Origin of the sequence: Rathayibacter caricis DSM 15933, from assembly GCF_003044275.1 — a bacterium.
Taxonomy (GTDB): Bacteria; Actinomycetota; Actinomycetes; order Actinomycetales; family Microbacteriaceae; genus Rathayibacter; species Rathayibacter caricis.
This window is the reverse complement of record NZ_PZPL01000001.1, coordinates 3,123,115-3,141,583: the sequence shown is the minus strand read 5'-3', so window position 1 is coordinate 3,141,583 and position 18,469 is coordinate 3,123,115. Positions and strand designations below refer to the sequence as shown.

The window sequence follows — 18,469 nt, the reverse complement described above, 5'->3', positions numbered from 1 at the left end:
CAGCGCCCAGCGAACGCCCGCCGGCGATGTCGGTGGCTCCGCATACACTTTCGAGGTGTCGATCTCGAACGCTGTCAAAGACCCTGCTCCCGCTCCCTCCGAGCACTCCCACCACCCCCACCGGTTCGTCTCCCAGCTCGACGACTCCGTCTCGAAGCTGGTGGTGAGCGGCGCCCGGGTGCACAACCTGCAGGACGTCGATCTCGAGATCCCGCGCGACTCCATGGTCGTGTTCACGGGCCTGTCCGGGTCGGGCAAGTCCTCGCTCGCGTTCGACACGATCTTCGCGGAGGGGCAGCGCCGCTACGTCGAGTCGCTCTCGGCCTACGCCCGCCAGTTCCTCGGGCAGGTCGACCGACCCGACGTCGACTTCATCGAGGGCCTCAGCCCCGCCGTGTCGATCGACCAGAAGTCGACCAACCGCAACCCGCGGTCGACCGTCGGCACGATCACCGAGATCTTCGACTACATGCGCCTGCTCTGGGCGCGCATCGGAGTCCCGCACTGCCCCGTCTGCGGCGAGAAGATCTCTGCCCAGACCGTCCAGCAGATCGCCGATCAGCTGATGGAGCTCGACGCCGGCACGCGCTACCAGATCCTCAGCCCCGTCGTGTCCCAGAAGAAGGGCGAGTTCGTCGACCTCTTCAAGGAGCTGACCGCGGGCGGCTACTCCCGTGCCATGGTCGACGGCAAGCTGGTCCAGCTGAGCGAGCCGCCGACGCTCAAGAAGCAGTTCAAGCACGACATCTCGGTGGTCGTGGACCGCCTCGTCGCGGGGCCCGACATCCTCGGACGCCTGACCGACTCGCTCGAGACGGCGCTCCGCCTCACCGACGGCATCGTGCAGATCAACTTCGTCGACGGCGAGGGCGACGGCGCCTGGACCACCTACTCCGAGAAGCTGTCCTGCCCCAACAACCACCCGATCTCGCTGACCGAGATCGAGCCGCGCACCTTCTCCTTCAACGCGCCGTTCGGCGCCTGCCCCGAGTGCTCCGGCCTCGGCACGCGCATGTCGGTCGATGACGAGCTCCTGCTCGGCGACCCCGACCTCAGCATCGCCGAGGGCGTCATCATCCCGTGGACCACCCAGGGCAAGGGCCTCTTCCAGTACTACGAGAAGCTCCTGGACGGCCTCTCCCGCGACCTCGGCTTCTCGCTGTCCACCCCGTGGAAGCGCCTCAGCTCCGAGGTGCAGCAGGCCGTGCTCCACGGCGACAACTTCGAGGTCAAGGTCAAGTGGAAGAACCGCTACGGCCGCGAGATGAGCTACACCTCCGGGTTCGAGGGCGTCGTGCCCTACATCGAGCGCCAGTACGTCCAAGCCGAGACCGACGTGCAGCGCTCGCGCTGGGCCGAGTTCCTCCGCGAGGTGGCCTGCCCCGTCTGCAAGGGCTCGCGGCTGAAGCCCGAGGTGCTCGCCGTCCTCGTGCACGGGGCGAGCATCGCCGACGTCGCCGACCTCAGCCTCGGCGACGCGCAGGAGTTCATGGGCAAGCTGGAGCTGACCGATCGCGAGGCGCACATCGCCGCGCAGGTGCTCCGCGAGATCAAGGCCCGCCTCGACTTCCTGATCGAGGTCGGGCTGAACTACCTCAACCTCTCGCGCGCCGCGGGATCACTCTCGGGCGGTGAGGCCCAGCGCATCCGTCTCGCGACGCAGATCGGCTCCGGACTGACCGGCGTGCTCTACGTCCTCGACGAGCCGAGCATCGGCCTGCACCAGCGCGACAACCGCCGCCTCATCGACACCCTGATCAAGCTGCGCGACCTCGGCAACACCCTGATCGTGGTCGAGCACGACGAGGACACCATCCGCACCGCCGACTGGATCGTCGACATCGGCCCCGGCGCGGGCGTGAACGGCGGCAAGGTCGTGCACTCCGGGTCCTACGAGGAGCTGCTCGAGAACACCCACTCGCTCACGGGCGACTACGTCTCGGGGCGCAAGTCGATCGAGGTGCCGAAGAAGCGCCGCAAGATCGACCGCAAGCGCGTCATCAAGGTGGTCGGCGCCTCGGCGAACAATCTGCAGAAGGTCGACGTCGAGTTCCCGCTCGGCGCCTTCGTCGCGGTGACCGGCGTCTCGGGCTCGGGCAAGAGCACGCTGGTGAACGACATCCTCTACCGGGTGCTCGCCAACCAGCTCAACGGCGCCCGCAAGGTGCCGGGCAAGCACACCCGCGTCACCGGGCTCGAGAACCTCGACAAGGTCGTGCACGTCGACCAGAACCCGATCGGCCGCACCCCGCGCTCCAACCCGGCGACCTACACGGGCGTCTTCGACCGCATCCGCAACCTCTTCGCCGAGACGACCGAGGCGAAGGCCCGCGGATACCTGCCGGGCCGGTTCAGCTTCAACGTCAAGGGCGGCCGCTGCGAGGCGTGCTCGGGCGACGGCACGATCAAGATCGAGATGAACTTCCTGCCGGACGTCTACGTCTCCTGCGAGGTGTGCGGGGGAGCGCGGTACAACCGCGACACCCTCACGGTGCACTACAAGGGCAAGAACATCGCCGAGGTCCTCGACATGCCGATCGCCGAGGCGGCCGAGTTCTTCGAGCCGATCACGGCGATCCACCGCTTCCTGAAGACCCTGGTCGACGTCGGTCTCGGCTACGTCCGGCTCGGACAGAGTGCCACCACCCTCTCGGGCGGCGAGGCCCAGCGCGTGAAGCTCGCCACCGAGCTGCAGCGCCGCTCCAACGGGCGGAGCGTCTACGTGCTCGACGAGCCGACCACCGGTCTGCACTTCGAGGACGTCCGCAAGCTCCTCCTCGTGCTGAACGGCCTCGTCGACAAGGGCAACACGGTCATCACGATCGAGCACAACCTGGATGTCATCAAGTCGGCCGACTGGCTGATCGACATGGGACCCGAGGGCGGTGCGGGCGGCGGCCAGGTCGTCGCCATCGGCACTCCCGAGAAGGTCGCGAAGGTATCCGAGAGCCACACCGGCTCGTTCCTCGCCGAGATCCTCGAGTGACCGGGGCGGACGGACAGACCGAGGCATGACGCAGACCGTCGACTACCGGCCCAAGGCCGGCGAGATCCCGACCCTCCCGGGCGTCTACCGCTTCAAGGACGCCCGGGGCCGGGTGCTCTACGTGGGCAAGGCCAAGAACCTCCGCGCCCGGCTGAGCAACTACTTCGCGCCGCTCCCGTCGCTCCACGAGCGCACCCGGCGGATGGTTACCTCGGCGTCCGGCGTCGAGTGGACCGTCGTCGGCACGGACGTCGAGGCGCTGCAGCTCGAGTTCACCTGGATCAACGAGTTCGACCCGCCCTTCAACGTCAAGTTCCGCGACGACAAGTCCTACCCCTACATGGCGGTGACCCTCGGCGACGAGGCGCCCCGGGTGATGGTGACGCGCAACGCCAAGATCCGCGGCGCCCGTTACTTCGGGCCCTACCCCAAGATCTGGGCGATCCACGAGACGATCGACCTGATGATCAAGGCGTTCCCGATCAGGACCTGCAACGACTCGAACTACAAGCGCGCGATGCAGAGCGGCAAGCCCTGCTTCGCCTCGCAGATCGGTCGCTGCGGCGGACCGTGCTCGCACCGGGTCACCTTCGCCGAGCACCGCGCGATGGTCGATCGCTTCGTCGCCTTCATGGGGAGCCACGACCGCCGGATGATCGGCGAGCTCGAGAAGGAGATGCGCGAGGCCGCAGCCGATTTCCAGTACGAGCGCGCGGCGAAGCTGCGCGACCAGGCCGCCGCACTCGACGCCGTGCTCGCCAAGAGCGCCGTCGTGCTGAAGGACAACGTCGACGTCGACCTCTACGCGATCGTCCACGACGAGCTCGCGGCCTCGGTCCAGCAGTTCCGCGTGCGCGGTGGGCGGATCCGCGGCGAGCGCGGCTGGGTGGTCGACAAGGAGCTCGACATGAGCACCGCCGAGCTCGTCGACACCGCGCTCCAGGCCGCGTACGAGACGGGCGACATCCCTCCGCGCGAGGTCGTCGTGCCCGAGCTGCCCGAGGATCACGAGGCGCTCGAGGAGTGGCTGAGCGGCCTGCGCGGCGCGAACGTCAAGCTCCGTGCCGCCCAGCGCGGCGACAAGGCCGCGCTGCTCGAGACGGCGACGCAGAACGCCGGTCACTCGCTCATGCTCTACAAGACCCGGCGCTCCGCCGACTTCACCGCGCGCACCCAGGCGCTGGAGGACATCCGCGACGCCCTCGGCATGGAGGAGGCGCCGCTGCGGATGGAGTGCTACGACGTCTCGCACCTCAGCGGTACGAACATCGTCGCCTCGATGGTCGTGTTCGAGGACGGGCTGGCCCGGAAGGACCAGTACCGCCGCTTCTCCATCGCCGACTCGACGGACGACACGGAGTCGCTGCACCAGGTGCTCACGCGCCGTCTCGCCTACCTGAAGGAGCCGGTCGAGCCGGCCGCCGTCGATCCCGAGACGGGGGAGGCGAAGCGGCGCAAGTTCGCCTACCCGCCGAACCTGCTGATCGTCGACGGCGGTCAGCCGCAGGTCGCCGCCGCCCAGCGGGCGCTCGACGAGTCCGGAGTCACGGGCATCACGCTGTGCGGCATCGCGAAGCGGCTGGAGGAGATCTGGCTCCCCGACTCCGACTTCCCCGTGATCCTCCCGCGCAACAGCGACGCGCTCTTCCTCTTCCAGAGGATCCGCGACGAGGCCCACCGCTTCGCCATCACGCACCAGCGGCAGCGCCGCAAGCGCGACATCTCCTCGCAGCTGAGCGAGGTCCCGGGCCTCGGCGGCACCCGCGTCCGCGACCTGCTGAAGCACTTCGGCTCGGTCGCTCGACTGCGCGACGCGAGCGATGCCGAGATCGCCGAGGTCAAGGGCATCGGCCCCACCCTGGCTGCCGCGATCCACTCCCACCTCCACCCCTGAGGGGCGGCCTCGCAGGGCGCACACCCTAGGCTGGACCTCCGGGCGCCCGTCCACCGGGGCCCGACACTTCACACACGAGCACGGAGACACCATGAGCACGGAGAGCGAGCAGCAGGACGTGCTGATCGTCACGGGGATGTCCGGCGCAGGCCGATCGACGGCCGCGAACGCCCTGGAGGACCTGGGCTGGTACGTCGTCGACAACCTGCCGCCGCAGATGCTCCGGCCGCTCGTCGACCTCGCTCAGCGCGCGGGCGACACCCTGCCCAAGATCGCCGCGGTCGTCGACGTCCGCGGGCGCGACTTCTTCGCCGACCTCGGCGAGATCGTCCGGGAGCTGCGAGCCGGGGTCGATCTGCGGGTCGTGTTCCTCGAGGCGACGGATGCGGCGCTCGTCCGCCGCTTCGAGCAGGTCCGCCGCCCGCACCCGCTGCAGGGCCGCGGCACGCTCCTCGACGGCATCACGGCCGAGCGGACGCGGCTGGCGCAGCTGCGGGAGTCGGCCGACATCGTCATCGACACCTCCGACCTCAACATCCACCAGCTGGCGACCTCGATCACCGAGCGCTTCGCCGAGGCGGGTCGCGCCGGCCTGCAGGTCACGGTGATGAGCTTCGGCTTCAAGTACGGACTGCCCACCGACGCCGACATGGTCGCCGACGCGCGCTTCCTCCCCAACCCCTACTGGATCCCCGAGCTGCGACCGCACACGGGGCTCGACGAAGAGGTGCGAGAATACGTGCTGGCCCAGCAGGGCGCGGAGGAGTTCATCGACTCCTACTCGCGCGCGCTCCGCCCGGTCCTCGACGGCTACCAGCGCGAGAACAAGCGTCACGCGACCATCGCGGTCGGATGCACGGGCGGGAAGCACCGCTCTGTCGCCATCGCCGGCCGCGTCGCGGCCCGGCTGGCCGAGCTCCCCGGAGTCGCCGTCAACGTGGCGCACCGCGACCTCGGCCGAGAATGATCCCCGCGCGCTCCGCCGCGCACCCGACGTAAGGAAGACTCCGTGGCCCTCACCGCAGACGTCAAGGGCGAACTGGTCGCGATCGTCTCGCGCAAGAACACCGTCCGCGCCGCTGAACTGGCGACCGTCCTCCGCTTCTCCGGAGGACTGCACATCATCTCGAACCGGCTCGCGGTGGAGGTGGAGCTCGACTCCGCGCCGCTCGCGACCCGCGTCCGCCGCGACCTCGCCGAGCTCTACGGGGTCCGCAGCGAGGGCAGCATCGTCTCGGCCGGCGGCTCGCGCCGCACGACCAGCTGGCTGGTGCGCGTGGTCGAGGGCGGAGACACCCTCGCCCGCCAGACCGGACTGCTCGACCAGCGCGGGCGTCCCGTGCGCGGGCTGCCCAACCGCCTGACCACCGGATCCCGCGAGGAGCTCGCGGCGGTCTGGCGCGGGGCCTTCCTCGCGCAGGGCACGCTCACCGATCCCGGACGCTCCGCCGCGCTCGAGATCGTCTGCCCCGGGAACGAGGCCGCCATGGCGATCGTCGGAGCGGCCGGCCGCCTCGGCGTGCAGGCGAAGTCGCGCGAGGTCCGCGGCGTGCACCGCGTGGTCGTCCGCGACGGGGAGAGCATCAGCGCGATGCTGACCCTCATGGGAGCGACCGCGACGGTCGCCAGCTGGGAGGAGCTGCGCCAGCGCCGCGAGGTCAGGGCGACGGCGAACCGGCTCGTCAACTTCGACGACGCGAACCTCCGCCGCTCGGCGCAGGCCGCCGTCGCCGCGTGCGCCCGCGTCGAGCGCGCGATGGAGATCCTCGGCGACGACATCCCCGAGCACCTGCGCTACGCGGGACGTCTCCGCCTGTCCCACCGCGACGCGAGCCTGGACGAGCTGGGTCACCACGCCGATCCGCCCATGACCAAGGACGCCGTCGCCGGACGCATCCGGCGCCTCCTGGCGATGGCCGACAAGCGCGCCTCCGAGCTCGACATCCCGGGCACCGACGCGAACCTCCCCCCGGAGCTCCAGGACCTGTGACCGGCTGAGACGGGTGCGCGAACGCTGAGTGTCTCCTGGTTGAACGGCGGAGGGACTCCGAGTGCGAAGGTCCCCCGTCACTAGACTGGGCAGGTCGCTCAGGTCGCCGCCGGCGCCCGTCCTCCTCCCCGTGAGGAGACGGATCGAGGCCGGCCGACCTCTCGAGATCGACGATCACGAACAGGAGATTGCGAATGGCTGACTACACGCTCGCCGAACTGCCCTACGACTACTCGGCCCTCGAGCCGAACATCAGTGGGCGGATCATGGAGCTCCACCACGACAAGCACCACGCCACCTACGTGACGGGCGCCAACACCGCCCTCGCCGCGCTCCAGGACGCTCGCGACAGCGACAACCTCGCGAACGTGAACAAGCTGCAGAAGGACCTCGCGTTCAACCTCGCCGGTCACGTGAACCACACGGTCTTCTGGAACAACCTCTCTCCCGACGGAGGCGACAAGCCCGTCGGAGAGCTCGCCGCGGCGATCGACGACTCCTTCGGGTCCTTCGACAAGTTCCGCGCGCACTTCACCGCCTCGGCCCTCGGCATCCAGGGGTCCGGCTGGTCGATCCTCGCCTGGGACTCGCTGGGCGAGAAGCTCATCATCGAGCAGCTCTACGACCACCAGGGCAACCTCGCCGCCGCCACCGTGCCGGTGCTGCTCCTGGACATGTGGGAGCACGCCTTCTACCTCGACTACGTCAACGTGAAGGCCGATTACGTCAAGGCTTTCTGGAACATCGTGAACTGGGCGGACGTGTCCGCGCGCTTCGAGAAGGCCCGCGAGAAGACTTCCGGCCTGCTGCTACTGTCGTAGCGATGTCGGCGTCCCGGGCCCGGCCCGGGGCGCCTTCTCGCAGCGTTCCAACCCTCCACTGCACCGTCCGGGTGCCCTTCCTCACCAGGAGAAATCTGTGTCCGTAAAGATCGGCATCAACGGCTTCGGCCGTATCGGCCGTAACTTCTTCCGTGCGGCCCTCGCCAAGGGCAGCGACCTCGAGATCGTCGCGGTCAACGACCTCACCGACAACAAGGCGCTCGCGCACCTCCTGAAGTACGACTCCATCACCGGCCGTCTGGACGCCACCGTGGAGCTCGACGGCGACAAGATCGTCGTCAACGGCAAGCCCATCATCGTGCTCGAGGAGCGCGACCCCGCCAACCTCCCGTGGGGCGAGCTGGGAGTCGACGTCGTCATCGAGTCGACCGGTCGCTTCACCAAGTCGGAGGACGCGCGCAAGCACATCACCGCGGGCGCCAAGAAGGTCATCGTCTCGGCTCCCGCCACCGGCAGCGATGTCGCGACCCTGGTCCTCGGCGTCAACGAGGGCACCTACGACCCCGCGACCCACGACATCATCTCCAACGCCTCCTGCACCACGAACTGCCTCGCGCCGCTCGCCAAGGTGCTGCTCGACAACTTCGGCATCGAGCGCGGCCTCATGACCACGGTCCACGCGTACACCGCCGACCAGAACCTGCAGGACGGCCCGCACAGCGACCTCCGCCGCGCCCGCGCCGCCGCCGTCAACATCATCCCGACCTCGACCGGTGCCGCCAAGGCTCTCGGCCTCGTCATCCCGGAGCTCGTCGGCAAGCTCGACGGCTACGCCCTCCGCGTCCCGGTCCCGACCGGCTCGATCACCGACCTCACCGTCGAGCTCTCGAAGCCCGCCACGGTCGAGGAGATCAACGCCGCCTACAAGGCCGCTGCCGAGGGCGACCTCAAGGGCATCCTGAAGTACACCGAGGACCCGATCGTCTCGAGCGACATCGTGACCGACCCGCACTCCTCGATCTTCGACGCCGGCCTCACGAAGGTCATCGGCAGCCAGGTCAAGGTCGCGTCCTGGTACGACAACGAGTGGGGCTACTCCAACCGCCTCGTCGACGTCACCGAGTTCGTCGCCGGCAAGCTCTAGGGCCTGACGCAGTGACGTTCCGCACCCTGGACTCACTGGGCTCCCTGGCCGGCAAGCGCGTCGTCGTCCGCTGCGATCTGAACGTCCCCCTGAAGGACGGAACGATCACGGACGACGGCCGCGTGCGCGCCTCGCTGCCCACTCTCCAGCGGCTCGTCTCCGAGGGTGCCCGAGTCGTGGTCGTGAGCCACCTCGGGCGCCCCGACGGGGAGCCGAACCCGAAGTACAGCCTCGCGCCGGTGGCCGAGCGCCTGGGCGAGCTCCTCGACGCTCCGGTGTCGTTCGCCGAGGACACCGTCGGCGACTCCGCGGCCTCGGCCGTCGAGGGCCTCGCCGCGGGTGAGGTCGTCGTGCTCGAGAACCTCCGCTTCAACGCGGGGGAGACGAGCAAGGACGAGGCCGAACGCCGCGCCTTCGCCGAGAAGCTGGCCGCCTTCGGCGACGCCTTCGTCTCGGACGGGTTCGGCGTCGTGCACCGCAAGCAGGCCAGCGTCTACGAGCTCGCGCAGCTGCTCCCCAGCGCTGCCGGCACGCTCATCGCGGCCGAGCTCGAGGTGCTCGACCGGCTCACGGAGAAGCCCGAGCGCCCGTACACCGTGGTCCTCGGCGGCTCGAAGGTGTCGGACAAGCTCGGCGTGATCGACCACCTCCTCCCGCGGGTCGACTCGATCCTCATCGGCGGAGGCATGCTGTTCACCTTCCTCAAGGCCCAGGGCCACGAGGTCGGCTCCAGCCTGCTCGAGGCCGACCAGATCGACACCGTGCTCGGCTACCTCGCGAAGGCGGAGGAGCTGGGCGTCGAGATCGTGCTGCCCACGGACGTGGTCGTCGCCTCGAAGTTCGGCGCCGACGCGGAGTACGAGACGGCGTCGGCCGACGCGATCGAGGGCACCCCGTGGGGCGCCTCCGGTCTGGGCCTCGACATCGGACCGGACACCGCGAAGCGGTTCGCCGGGATCGTCGCGGCCTCGAAGACCGTGTTCTGGAACGGGCCGATGGGCGTCTTCGAGATCGAGCCGTTCGCGGCCGGCACGAAGGCCGTCGCCCAGGCCCTCACCGAGGTCGACGGACTCAGCGTCGTCGGCGGCGGCGACTCGGCAGCCGCAGTGCGCGCCCTCGGATTCGAGGACGAGCAGTTCGGCCACATCTCGACGGGAGGCGGAGCGAGCCTCGAATTCCTCGAAGGCAAGCGCCTCCCCGGACTGGAGGTCCTCGGATGGCAGTAGACACCCGCACCCCGCTCATCGCCGGCAACTGGAAGATGAACCTGGACCACCTCCAGGCCATCGCGTTCGTCCAGAAGCTCGCGTGGAGCCTCAAGGACGCGGACCACGACTTCGACGGTGTCGAGGTCGCGGTGTTCCCGCCGTTCACCGACCTGCGCCCGGTGCAGATCCTCGTCGACTCCGACAAGCTGCCGCTCAAGTACGGCGCGCAGGACCTGTCGAAGTTCGACAGCGGGGCCTACACCGGTGAGATCTCGGGGCAGTTCCTCAAGCAGCTCGACTGCGACTACGTGATCGTCGGCCACTCGGAGCGTCGCACGCTCCACGGCGAGACGGACGCGGACATCGCCGCGAAGACGGCCGCGGCCGTCAAGCACGGCGTGCCGCCGATCGTCTGCGTCGGAGAGACCGCCGAGGACCTCGAGAAGCACGGACCGTCCGCGGTCCCGGTCGCTCAGTTGAAGGAGGCCCTCACCGGCCTCCCCGCGGACGCCGACCTGGTCGTCGCGTACGAGCCCGTCTGGGCCATCGGCTCCGGACAGGCTGCGACGCCCGAGCAGGCCCAGCAGGTCTGCAAGGCGCTGCGCGGCGTCGTCTCCGAGATCCTCGGAGCCGAGACAGCGGCGAAGACCCGGATCCTCTACGGCGGTTCGGTGAAGTCGGGCAACATCGCCGGCTTCATGCGCGAGCCCGACGTCGACGGCGCCCTCGTCGGAGGCGCGAGCCTCCAGGTCGAGGAGTTCGCCGCGATCGCGCGCTTCCGCAACCACGTCGGGGTCTGATCCTCTGCGACGGAAAGGGGCGGGCCCATCGGGCCCGCCCCTTTCCGTCGTCCACGCCGCTCCCTGCGCGGCGTGGCGCAGTCGGTTGATCGAAGTGGTCGCGTTCTGCAGAGCGTCCGTCGTCCGGCCACGACGATTCGCTCGCACGCGAATCGCCGGTCGGCCTCGCTGCGCGAGGGCCGTCGTCCGATCGATCGTCCGGACGGGGCCCATCGGGCCCGCCGCCTTTCCGTCGTCCACGCCGCTCCTACGCGGCGTGGCGCAGTCGGTTGTTCGAGGTGGTTGCGTTCCGCAGAGCGTCGTAGGTTCAGCCACGGCGATTCGCTGGGACGCGAATCGCCGGTCCGCCCTGCTGCGCGAGGGCCGTCGTCCGATGGACCGATTGGACGGAGCCGATCCCAACCCATTCTCGGTTCCGGGTCGTTCGCCGTTACTGCTGGTGGGGTGCCTCGCGGCACCCGGGCGGAGGGGGTGGTCTCGTCGCGGCGACCGGCTCGGGTCTGGCGGGCGCCCCGCAGGGGCGCGGGAGGGCGCCGCGACGAGGCCACCCCCTCCGCCCACTCCAGCAGTCGCACCACGCCGTATACAGCGAGCCGAACACGGGTGGACGCATTCCGCGCGGATTCGCAGGCGCCGTTATACTCGTCGGGGCGCGCAATGCGCCGGAACTTCGAAAGGTACCGCGTGGACATCCTCCAGGTCGTGCTCCAGGTCATCCTGGGCATCACGAGCCTCCTGCTCACCATGCTGATCCTGCTCCACAAGGGGCGCGGCGGCGGACTGTCCGACATGTTCGGCGGTGGAGTCACCTCCAACCTCGGCGCCTCGGGTGTCGCGGAGCGCAATCTCAACCGCATCACCGTGATCCTCGGCCTCGTCTGGCTGGCGTGCATCGTGGTGCTCGGTCTCATCACCAAGTTCGACACCGGAGCATAGGGGTACACGGAATGGCATCAGGCGGCAGTGCAATCCGCGGTTCGCGCGTCGGCGCGGGACCCATGGGCGAGCAGGACCGGGGCTTCCACGCGGAGCGAGTGGCGGTGTCCTACTGGGATGCTCTCGGCAACGAGACGGTGCGCCACTTCTCGGCGGCCCTCCCCGAGGACGAGATCCCCGAGGTGATCGACTCGCCCCAGTCCGGTCTTCCCGCTGGACGCGACCGTGCGAACCCCCCGCAGGTCGCGAAGACCGAGCCCTACAAGACACACCTCGCCTACGTGAAGGAGCGTCGCACCGAGGCCGAGGCGGCCCAGCTCCTCGAGGAGGCGCTGCAGCAGTTGCGCGCCCGTCGCGGCACCGCGACTCCGTCCTGATCCTGCTCCCGCAGGAACGAGGAAAGGCCCGATCCGCTGAGGATCGGGCCTTTCGCCGTGGTGGGCCCGGATGGACCGGGCGCGCTCAGTAGCTGGGTGCGATGAGAGACTCCGGAACCTCGGCCGCGGCCTCCTGGTCGACGAAGAAGACCGTGCGCTTGCGGCCGAAGGCTCCGGCGACCGGCACTTCGTTCGTGTTGGCACCGGCGAGCGCGAGACCGAGAGCAGACGCCTTGTCCGCTCCCGCGAGCACCATCCAGATCCGGTCGGACTGGTTGATGAGCGGGAGGGTCAGGGTGAGGCGCTCCGGAGGCGGCTTGGGGGAGTTGCGCACCGGGAGCACCCCGGCCTCGGTGGAGCGGATCGCCGAGCGCTCGGGGAACAGCGACGCGATGTGACCGTCGGGACCCACTCCCAGGAACGTGATGTCGAACCGGGGGTAGTCGCGACCCTCCGTCGCGTGAGCGCGCAGCTGCGCGTCGTAGAGGGTCGCGGCCGCGTCCAGGTCGATCCCGTCGTCGGATGCGGGGAACGCGTGCACGTTCTCGGCGGGGACGTCGAGGCGGGTGAACAGATCACCCGCCTGGACGTCGTTGCGGTCCTCGTGGCCGCGGGGAACCCAGCGCTCGTCCCCCCACCAGAAGTGGACTCTCGACCAGTCGACGTTGCCGGAGGCGGACGACGTCGCGATCTCGGCGAGCGTCGCCGCCCCCATGGTCCCGCCGGTCAGGATCACGTTGGCGGCCCCCAGATCGTCGAGGATGTCGATCGTCTTCGTGATGAAGCGGGCGGCGACCGACCCGGCGAGGGTCTGCTTGTCGCGGTGGACGAGCACTCGACGTTCGGTGGTCATGAGAGGTCTCCTTCGGGTTCGAATGCCGATCGGCGGATGGTCGGCTCCGTGTCAGGAAGCGCTGCGGGCCCCGGTCTGCTCGGTGAGCATGTCGACGCCGCGCGAGATGACTTCACCGTACAGGTCATCCGGGTCGAGCCTGCGCAGCTCCTCGGCCAGGCAGTCGCGGAGGCTGCGGCGGGGGAGCGAGATGTCGTGGACGGGCTGCTCCGGCTGCGTCAGCGTCGCCACGTTGGGGATCGAGCGCTCCAGCTCGATGGTCCCCGACGCGCGGATCAGCTTGACGCCGTGGATGCCGCTCGACCCTGTCGCGCTGATGGTCAGCTCGTGATCGACCGGGATGTCGAGTTCGAGCTGGAGCCACGCGGCGAGCAGGATCGTCGACGGCGAGTCGGGAGCGCCCGACACCTCGACGGCCGTGATCGGCTCGTACGGCGGCTGGTCGAGGACCGCGGCGAGCTGCGCGCGCCAGAGGGTCAGCCGCGTCCAGGCGAAGTCGGTGTCGCCGGGGGCGTAGGTGGAGGCGAGGTGGTGCAATGCCTCCGCCGGGTTCGACTGCGCCGAGGCGTCGGTGATGCGCCGCTGCGCGATGCGGCCGATGGGCGACTTCGAGGCGCTCTCGGGCGCACTGTTCGGCCACCAGGCGACCACGGGGGCGTCGGGCAGGAGGAGGCCCGTGACCAGGCTCTCCTCGTCGTTCGCCGCGTCGCCGAAGGGGCGGAGCACGACGACCTCGCTCGCGCCGGCGTCGCCGCCGACCCGGATCTGGGCGTCGACCCGCGGGGTGGCGTCCACGGGGACCGTGGTGAGCCCGTCGTCCTTGGAGACGACGATGACGCGCATCGGGTGCTCGCGCGAGGCGTCGTTCGCCGCGTCGATCGCCTCCTCCTCGTGACCCCGGGAGGTCGCGATGATGAGGGTCAGCACGCGTCCGAGAGCGACGGCGCCGCCCTCCTCGCGGATCTTGACCAGGGTCTTGGAGACCTCGCTGGTCGTGGTGTCGGGCAGATCGACGATCATGGACGCCTCCAGGTACGGCCGTCGCGGGCGAGGAGCTCGTCGGCGGATTCGGGGCCCCAGGTTCCGGGGCGGTACTGCTCGGGCTGGCCCTGGGTCTCCCAGAACTCCTCGATCGGGTCGAGGATCTTCCAGGAGAGCTCGACCTCCTCGTGGCGGGGGAACAGCGGGGGCTCGCCCAGGAGGACGTCGAGGATCAGACGCTCGTAGGCCTCGGGGCTCGCCTCGGTGAACGCGTGGCCGTAGCCGAAGTCCATCGTCACGTCGCGCACCTGCATGCCGGCGCCCGGGACCTTCGAGCCGAAGCGCATGGTGACGCCCTCATCCGGCTGCACGCGGATGACGAGTGCGTTCTGACCGAGCGAGGTCGTCTGGCTCTCGGCGAAGAGCTGCTGCGGAGCCCGTTTGAAGACGACCGCGATCTCGGTGACGCGACGACCGAGGCGCTTGCCTGCGCGCAGGTAGAACGGGACACCCGCCCAGCGGCGCGTGCCGATGTCCAGGCGCATGGCTGCGAACGTCTCGGTCGTCGAGGTGGGGCTCATGCCGTCCTCCTCGAGGAAGCCGAGGACCTTCTCGCCGCCCTGCCAGCCGCCGGCGTACTGCCCGCGGGCGGTGGCGGTGGAGAGGTCCTTCGGGAGGCGGACCGCTGCGAGGACCTTCTCCTTCTCGGCGCGCAGGTCGGCGGCGTCGAACGAGATCGGCTCCTCCATCGCCGTGAGGGCGAGGAGCTGGAGGAGGTGGTTCTGGATCACGTCGCGCGCGGCCCCGATGCCGTCGTAGTACCCGGCGCGGCCGCCCACTCCGATGTCCTCGGCCATGGTGATCTGCACGTGGTCGACGTAGTTCGAGTTCCAGAGCGGCTCGTACATCATGTTGGCGAAGCGCAGCGCCAGGATGTTCTGGACCGTCTCCTTGCCGAGGTAGTGGTCGATGCGGAACACCGAGTCGGGCGGGAAGACCGACTCGACGACGGCGTTCAGCTCACGGGCGGTCGTGAGGTCGCTGCCGAAGGGCTTCTCGATGACGACGCGCCGCCACTGGCCCTCCTTCTGCTCCGCGAGACCGGAGTTGCGCAGCTGCTCGGTGACCTGCGGGAAGGACTTCGGGGGGATGGAGAGGTAGAAGGCGAAGTTGCCCATCGTGCCGCGCTCGCGATCGAGCTCGTCGACGGTGGTCTTCAGGCGGGTGAACGCCTCGGGGTCGTCGAACTCGCCCTGCACGAAGCGGATGCCCTGCGCGAGCTGCGCCCAGACCTCCTCGTGGAACTCGGTGCGCGCGTACTTCTTGACGGAGTCGTGCACCACCTGCTCGAAGTCCTGGTCGTCCCAGTCGCGCCGGGCGAAGCCGACGAGCGCGAATCCGGGGGGCAGCAGTCCGCGGTTGGCGAGGTCGTAGACCGCCGGCATCAGCTTCTTGCGCGAGAGATCGCCGGTGACGCCGAAGATGACGAGGCCGCTGGGCCCCGCGATCCGGTTCAACCGCCGGTCGAAGCTCAACCGCAGGGGGTTGAACTCGGGGGTGATGTCCACAGACATGTGCAGTGTCCTTCTGTGTGCCGGCTACTCCGGCGCACTGCTCTCGATGAGGAGTGGGTGGGACCGATCGCGGGCACGCCGCCCCGCCCCGGTGGGGGCGGAGCGGCGTGCCCGTCGGATCAGCTGTTGAGGGCCTCGAAGAGGGCCTCGAGGTCGGCCTCGGGATCGGTCAGCGTCAGCGTCAGCACCGGTCGGCCGTGCTCGGCGAGCACGCTCGCGTCGCCGGCCGCCTGCGCGAGGATCAGCTGCCCGAAGGTGAACGGGCTGTCCGGGATCTCGAGATCGGCGGTAGCGCGCTCGGTGATCTGCAGGAAGACGCCGGTCGGGGCGCCGCCCTTGTGATACTGACCGGTCGAGTGCAGGAAGCGGGGACCCCACCCGAAGGTGACGGGCCGCTGGGCCTGCGCGGCGAGGAGATCGCGGACGCCCTCCAACTGCGGCACGGCGAGGCGGTCGACGTAGGCCTGGATGGCCACGTAGCCGCCCTCGCCGAGCTGCGCGAGGAGGCGGTCGACGGCCTCGGCGACGGTCGAGACGCCCTCGGTGACCACGGGGCTGCCCGTGACCTCGATGCCGGCGTCGGTGAAGGCCGGCGCCTCGGGCTCGGGACGCTTCTCGAGCAGGGCGCGGGTCGCGATCTTCGCGGACTCGACGTCGGGCTGGTCGAACGGGTTGATGCCGAGCAGTCGTCCTGCGACGGCGACCGCGTACTCCCAGGTCAGCATCTGCGCGCCGAGCGAGCCCGAGAGCAGGATCTCGCCCTCGTGGCGGTCGCGCGGGAACAGGTGCAGCGCGCTCGCGTCGTCGACCAGGCGGACGACCTGCACGTCGGGCAGGTCCTCCGACAGCTCGGGGGCGAGCGTGCCGAGCACGACCGGCAGGATCCCGGTGCCGTCCTTGCCGGTGGACTCGGCGATCAGCTGCTCCGCCCAGTCGGCGAAGCCCACGATGTGGGTGCCGTCGGCGACGATCGCGAGCTTGTCGCGGCGCGGGCTGGTGGCGGCGATCGCCGCTCCGAGCACGAGCCCCGGGTTCTCGGGGGAGTCGACGGCGAGACCGAGCGAGGCCTCCGCGGCCTCGTCGAGGAGGGCCTCGATGTCGGCGCCGGCGAGTCCGGAGGGGACCAGGCCGAACGCGGAGAGCGCCGAGAAGCGGCCACCGATGTTCGGGTCGGCGTTGAACACGCGGTAGCCGGCCTCGCGTGAGGATGTATCCAGCGGCGAGCCGGGGTCGGTCACGATGACGATGCGCTCGAGGGGGTCGATGCCCGCCTCGGTGAACGCCTTCTCGTAGGCCTTCTTCTGGCTCGCGGTCTCGACGGTCGAGCCCGACTTCGACGAGATCACGACGGCGGTCGAGGAGAGGCGGTCCCGGAGGGCCGCCAGCACCTGACCGGGAGCGGTCGAGTCGAGGACGGTCAGCTCGACGCCGGCCGTGCGGGTGATGACCTCGGGGGCGAGCGACGATCCGCCCATCCCGCCGAGCACGATGTGATCGATGCCCTTCGAGGCGAACTCCTCGCGGAGCGCCAGGATCTCGGGGATCAGCGGGCGCGACACCGACGTCGACTCGGTCCAGCCGAGGCGCTTGGCCGACTCCTCCTCCGCGGCGGCGCCCCACAGCGTGGGGACCTGCGCGGTGATGCCCGAGGCGACCTCGTCGGCGACGAGATCGGGGACGACGCGGTCGACGGCCTTCTCGGCGTCTCCGCTGACGTGGATCTGGATCGCCATGATCAGGCCTGCGCCTTCGCGCCCTCGAGAGCTGCGGTGACGGTGTCGAGCAGCTCGTTCCAGGAGACGATGAACTTCTCCACGCCCTCCTTCTCGAGCAGCTCGGTGACCTCGGCGTACGAGACGCCCTGCGCCGCGACGGCGTCGAGGACGGCGTTCGCGTCGGCGTAGGCGCCCGTGACCGTATCGCCGGTGATGACGCCGTGGTCGAAGGTCGCCTCGAGGGTCTTCTCGGGCATCGTGTTGACGACGCCGGCCGCGACGAGCTCGGTGACGTAGAGCGTGTCGGGGAGATCGGTCGACTTCACGCCGGTCGAGGCCCACAGCGGACGCTGGCGATTGGCGCCGGACTCCTGCAGGAGCAGGGCGCGCTCGGTCGCGAACGCCTCGACGAAGACCTCGTAGGCGAGCTGGGCGTTGGCGACGCCCGACTTGCTCTTGAGCGCCTTCGCCTCGTCGGTGCCGACGGCCTCGAGGCGCTTGTCGATCTCGGTGTCGACGCGCGAGACGAAGAACGAGGCGACGGAGTGGATGGTCGACAGGTCGATGCCGGCGTCCTTGGCCTTCTCGAGGCCGGCGAGGTACGCGTTGATGACGGCGCGGTAGCGGGCGAGCGAGAAGATCAGCGTGACGTTGACCGAGATGCCCGAGCCGATGACCTCGGTGATGGCCTCGAGGCCCTCGACGGTCGCGGGGATCTTGATCATGGCGTTCGGGCGGTCGACCTTGGCCCACAGGGCCTTGGCCTGCTCGATGGTGCCCTGCGCGTCGTGCGCCAGGCCGGGCTCGACCTCGATCGACACGCGGCCGTCGTAGCCGTTGGTGGCGTCGTAGATCGGACGGAAGACGTCCGATGCGGCGGCGACGTCGTCGGTGGTGATCTCGAAGACGGCGTCGGTGACGGAGGTGCCGGAGGCGGCGAGCTCGCGCACCTGGGCGTCGTACGACTCGCCGTTGGCCAGGGCGGCCGCGAAGATCGTCGGGTTCGTCGTGACTCCGACGACGTTCTTCTCGTCGATGAGCTTCTGGAGCCCGCCCGAGGAGATGCGCGTGCGGGAGAGGTCGTCGAGCCAGATGCTGACGCCGGCGGCGGAGAGGTCTGCGGTGGGGGTGTTCTCGGTCATGTCTCTTCTTCTCTTCTTCGTTCGGAGGTGATGCGGGCGTGGAGCCGGAGCCCCGACGGCGAAGGCCGCGTCCGTGTGGACGCGGCC

15 protein-coding genes are annotated in these 18,469 nt (G+C 69.6%); 10 read left to right on the top strand and 5 right to left on the bottom strand.

Features of this window, described 5'->3' with window-relative positions; genetic code table 11:
* The first annotated feature begins 157 nt into the window (after positions 1 to 157).
* From uvrA to C1I63_RS14575, 10 genes are all read left to right on the top strand, one after another.
* Positions 158 to 2,986, top strand: coding sequence for an excinuclease ABC subunit UvrA (gene uvrA / locus C1I63_RS14620; RefSeq protein WP_107575888.1), 2,829 nt, complete (start codon positions 158 to 160; stop codon positions 2,984 to 2,986).
* A 25-nt stretch (positions 2,987 to 3,011) separates the two neighbouring features.
* Positions 3,012 to 4,880: an excinuclease ABC subunit UvrC gene (gene uvrC / locus C1I63_RS14615; RefSeq protein WP_055791932.1), complete on the top strand. Its 1,869-nt coding sequence runs from the start codon at positions 3,012 to 3,014 to the stop codon at positions 4,878 to 4,880.
* Between the two features lie 91 nt (positions 4,881 to 4,971).
* On the top strand, positions 4,972 to 5,847 hold the full coding sequence (gene rapZ / locus C1I63_RS14610) for an RNase adapter RapZ (protein WP_107575248.1): 876 nt from the start codon (positions 4,972 to 4,974) through the stop codon (positions 5,845 to 5,847).
* Between the two features lie 42 nt (positions 5,848 to 5,889).
* Positions 5,890 to 6,870: a DNA-binding protein WhiA gene (whiA, locus tag C1I63_RS14605; RefSeq protein WP_055791947.1), complete on the top strand. Its 981-nt coding sequence runs from the start codon at positions 5,890 to 5,892 to the stop codon at positions 6,868 to 6,870.
* Between the two features lie 194 nt (positions 6,871 to 7,064).
* The gene (locus tag C1I63_RS14600) at positions 7,065 to 7,691 is read left to right on the top strand and encodes a superoxide dismutase (RefSeq protein WP_077223065.1); all 627 of its coding nucleotides are present in this window, start codon (positions 7,065 to 7,067) and stop codon (positions 7,689 to 7,691) included.
* Between the two features lie 97 nt (positions 7,692 to 7,788).
* Complete coding sequence (gap, locus tag C1I63_RS14595; RefSeq protein ID WP_107575247.1) at positions 7,789 to 8,796, top strand: type I glyceraldehyde-3-phosphate dehydrogenase; 1,008 nt, start codon at positions 7,789 to 7,791, stop codon at positions 8,794 to 8,796.
* Positions 8,797 to 8,807: 11 nt separating this feature from the next.
* Positions 8,808 to 10,022 (top strand): phosphoglycerate kinase, encoded by a 1,215-nt coding sequence (locus tag C1I63_RS14590; RefSeq protein ID WP_107575246.1) that lies wholly within the window; start codon positions 8,808 to 8,810, stop codon positions 10,020 to 10,022.
* Entirely contained in the window at positions 10,013 to 10,804 is a 792-nt protein-coding gene (gene tpiA, locus C1I63_RS14585; RefSeq protein ID WP_055791958.1) for a triose-phosphate isomerase, read from the top strand. Before C1I63_RS14590 ends, tpiA begins: the two co-directional genes overlap by 10 nt.
* A gap of 684 nt (positions 10,805 to 11,488) precedes the next feature.
* Positions 11,489 to 11,740: a preprotein translocase subunit SecG gene (secG, locus tag C1I63_RS14580; protein ID WP_055791960.1), complete on the top strand. Its 252-nt coding sequence runs from the start codon at positions 11,489 to 11,491 to the stop codon at positions 11,738 to 11,740.
* Between the two features lie 11 nt (positions 11,741 to 11,751).
* A complete protein-coding gene (locus C1I63_RS14575; RefSeq protein ID WP_055791968.1) occupies positions 11,752 to 12,117 on the top strand; it encodes an RNA polymerase-binding protein RbpA in 366 nt (121 codons plus the stop codon).
* Between the two features lie 85 nt (positions 12,118 to 12,202).
* Here the strand turns inward: C1I63_RS14575 and pgl are convergent, their stop codons facing one another.
* The 5 genes from pgl to tal form a co-directional block, all read right to left on the bottom strand.
* Positions 12,203 to 12,970, bottom strand: coding sequence for a 6-phosphogluconolactonase (gene pgl, locus C1I63_RS14570; RefSeq protein WP_107575245.1), 768 nt, complete (start codon positions 12,968 to 12,970; stop codon positions 12,203 to 12,205).
* A 51-nt stretch (positions 12,971 to 13,021) separates the two neighbouring features.
* Positions 13,022 to 13,990 (bottom strand): glucose-6-phosphate dehydrogenase assembly protein OpcA, encoded by a 969-nt coding sequence (locus C1I63_RS14565; protein WP_055791976.1) that lies wholly within the window; start codon positions 13,988 to 13,990, stop codon positions 13,022 to 13,024.
* Positions 13,987 to 15,525, bottom strand: a complete 1,539-nt coding sequence (gene zwf, locus C1I63_RS14560) for a glucose-6-phosphate dehydrogenase (protein ID WP_055791978.1) — start codon at positions 15,523 to 15,525, stop codon at positions 13,987 to 13,989. The genes C1I63_RS14565 and zwf overlap by 4 nt, the downstream gene beginning before the upstream one ends.
* 119 nt (positions 15,526 to 15,644) lie before the next feature.
* Complete coding sequence (locus tag C1I63_RS14555) at positions 15,645 to 17,258, bottom strand: glucose-6-phosphate isomerase (protein WP_107575244.1); 1,614 nt, start codon at positions 17,256 to 17,258, stop codon at positions 15,645 to 15,647.
* Between the two features lie 2 nt (positions 17,259 to 17,260).
* Entirely contained in the window at positions 17,261 to 18,382 is a 1,122-nt protein-coding gene (gene tal, locus C1I63_RS14550; protein WP_107575243.1) for a transaldolase, read from the bottom strand.
* Positions 18,383 to 18,469: the final 87 nt, after the last annotated feature.

Excerpts from the sequence above, each read along its gene's own strand:
- zwf (WP_055791978.1), bottom strand. The coding sequence starts at position 15,525 with ATGTCTGTGGACATCACCCCCGAGTTCAACCCCCTGCGGTTGAGCTTC.
- tpiA (WP_055791958.1), top strand. The coding sequence starts at position 10,013 with ATGGCAGTAGACACCCGCACCCCGCTCATCGCCGGCAACTGGAAGATG.
- tal (WP_107575243.1), bottom strand. The coding sequence starts at position 18,382 with ATGACCGAGAACACCCCCACCGCAGACCTCTCCGCCGCCGGCGTCAGC.
- C1I63_RS14575 (WP_055791968.1), top strand. The coding sequence starts at position 11,752 with ATGGCATCAGGCGGCAGTGCAATCCGCGGTTCGCGCGTCGGCGCGGGA.
- rapZ (WP_107575248.1), top strand. The coding sequence starts at position 4,972 with ATGAGCACGGAGAGCGAGCAGCAGGACGTGCTGATCGTCACGGGGATG.
- C1I63_RS14565 (WP_055791976.1), bottom strand. The coding sequence starts at position 13,990 with ATGATCGTCGATCTGCCCGACACCACGACCAGCGAGGTCTCCAAGACC.
- pgl (WP_107575245.1), bottom strand. The coding sequence starts at position 12,970 with ATGACCACCGAACGTCGAGTGCTCGTCCACCGCGACAAGCAGACCCTC.
- uvrC (WP_055791932.1), top strand. The coding sequence starts at position 3,012 with ATGACGCAGACCGTCGACTACCGGCCCAAGGCCGGCGAGATCCCGACC.
- C1I63_RS14555 (WP_107575244.1), bottom strand. The coding sequence starts at position 17,258 with ATGGCGATCCAGATCCACGTCAGCGGAGACGCCGAGAAGGCCGTCGAC.
- C1I63_RS14600 (WP_077223065.1), top strand. The coding sequence starts at position 7,065 with ATGGCTGACTACACGCTCGCCGAACTGCCCTACGACTACTCGGCCCTC.